The organism is Porcipelethomonas ammoniilytica (genome assembly GCF_025567485.1).
Classification (GTDB): domain Bacteria; phylum Bacillota; class Clostridia; order Oscillospirales; family Ruminococcaceae; genus Porcipelethomonas; species Porcipelethomonas ammoniilytica.
The window spans coordinates 1-1,408 of sequence record NZ_JAOQKH010000052.1 but is presented as its reverse complement, the minus strand read 5'-3'; the positions used below and the strand labels follow the sequence as shown (position 1 = coordinate 1,408).

At 31.7% G+C, this 1,408-nt stretch carries 2 protein-coding genes; both read left to right on the top strand.

Features of this window, described 5'->3' with window-relative positions; translation table 11 throughout:
- Nucleotides 1-359 precede the first annotated feature (359 nt).
- The gene (locus OCV67_RS12960) at nt 360-821 is read left to right on the top strand and encodes a hypothetical protein (RefSeq protein WP_147644359.1); all 462 of its coding nucleotides are present in this window, start codon (nt 360-362) and stop codon (nt 819-821) included.
- A gap of 35 nt (nt 822-856) precedes the next feature.
- A partial coding sequence (locus tag OCV67_RS12955) for a ParA family protein (protein ID WP_147644358.1) occupies nt 857-1,408 on the top strand: 552 nt, incomplete at its 3' end.

Here is a 1,408-nt window from a genome sequence, read left to right as displayed (position 1 = left end):
TTTAAAGACATATCCTGAGATTCAGCTAATTCTTTTAGTAAAGGCTTAACTCCTTTTTTAACTCTGAATTTTATTTCATCATATGCTTTAGCATTATATTTAGCTGTAGCTGCTTTTTGAGATGGGTTATAGTATTTTTTTTGTTTTTTTATTTCAGGCATAAATGAACTCCTTTGCAGTTTATAATTTTAGTATATCATAAAAAAACTACTGTGTCCAGTGTTTGAAATGTACAAAAATGTTAATAAAAATTTGTTGAATATAATTATTAACAATACTGTATACAGTATGCTATAATTTAAATATGGAAAAACGCAAAAGACAAATTCGCCAATGGCGAACTGAATGGAGGAGAGAAAATGAATCATGTATGGGAATATATAAATGCTTACAGTGAAAGCACATTTGACCAGTTAGAACATGAATTACTGGGCAGAGAATACGAGTATATACGAAAATGTCCGAATTATGAAGATTGTTTATCTTTTTGTAACAGTATGAATGCACTAAATTCAAGTATGGATAAAATCACACCGCAAAGTAAATTTGTTAATAAGCATATTGAAAGTATTAAAAGACTAGTATTTGAAGTACATCATCATTCTTTTGAAAAACAGCAGATGGACTTTTATGAAGTAAGGGTTATGATTGAATTAAATAATAGCGAAAATAAAAATCCTCTAACGTTTGATAAGTTTTATTTTAAGGTTTCCGATATAGATGAAAAAGAAAGTCTTGATGAAGGATTGCTTATTAAAATATACGATTATATGCACGAATATGGACTTAAGTGCAAATATGACTTAAAAATTATAAATTAATTCGCCAATGGCGAATTAGAGAAAGGACAAAAATCATGAGTAAAATAATATCAATAGCAAACCAAAAAGGAGGGGTAGGAAAAACTACCACAACGCTGAATCTGGGTACAGCGCTTGCGTTAAAGGGGTTTAAGGTTCTGCTTATAGACCTCGACCCTCAAGCAAATCTTTCTAGCTATCTTGGATTTGAGGGCGATGAAAATCCTACGATCAGTCACATGATGCTGAGTATTGCAAAGGGAATGAAAGTCAGTAAGGAAGATTTTGAGAGCTGTATAAGAGTATCAGAAGCAAACAAAATCAGTTATATTCCCTCAGATATCAACCTTGCAAATGCTGAAAGTTACCTGATGAATGCACTGTCCAGAGAAACAGTTATGAAGCGTATCCTTACAAATGAAAATCTGACTGACTATGATTATGTACTTATAGACTGTTTGCCATCATTGGGAATTTTGTTAGTCAATGCTTTGACTGCATCGGATAATGTTATTATTCCGGTTCAGACACAAAAGTTTGCATATGAAGGACTGGGAAGTCTTATCAACATTTGTGAACAGGTTAAGGAGACAATCAATAAAAATCTT

Bases quoted from the DNA above. Each gene is read 5' to 3' on its own strand.
- OCV67_RS12960 (WP_147644359.1), top strand. From the start codon at position 360: ATGAATCATGTATGGGAATATATAAATGCTTACAGTGAAAGCACATTT.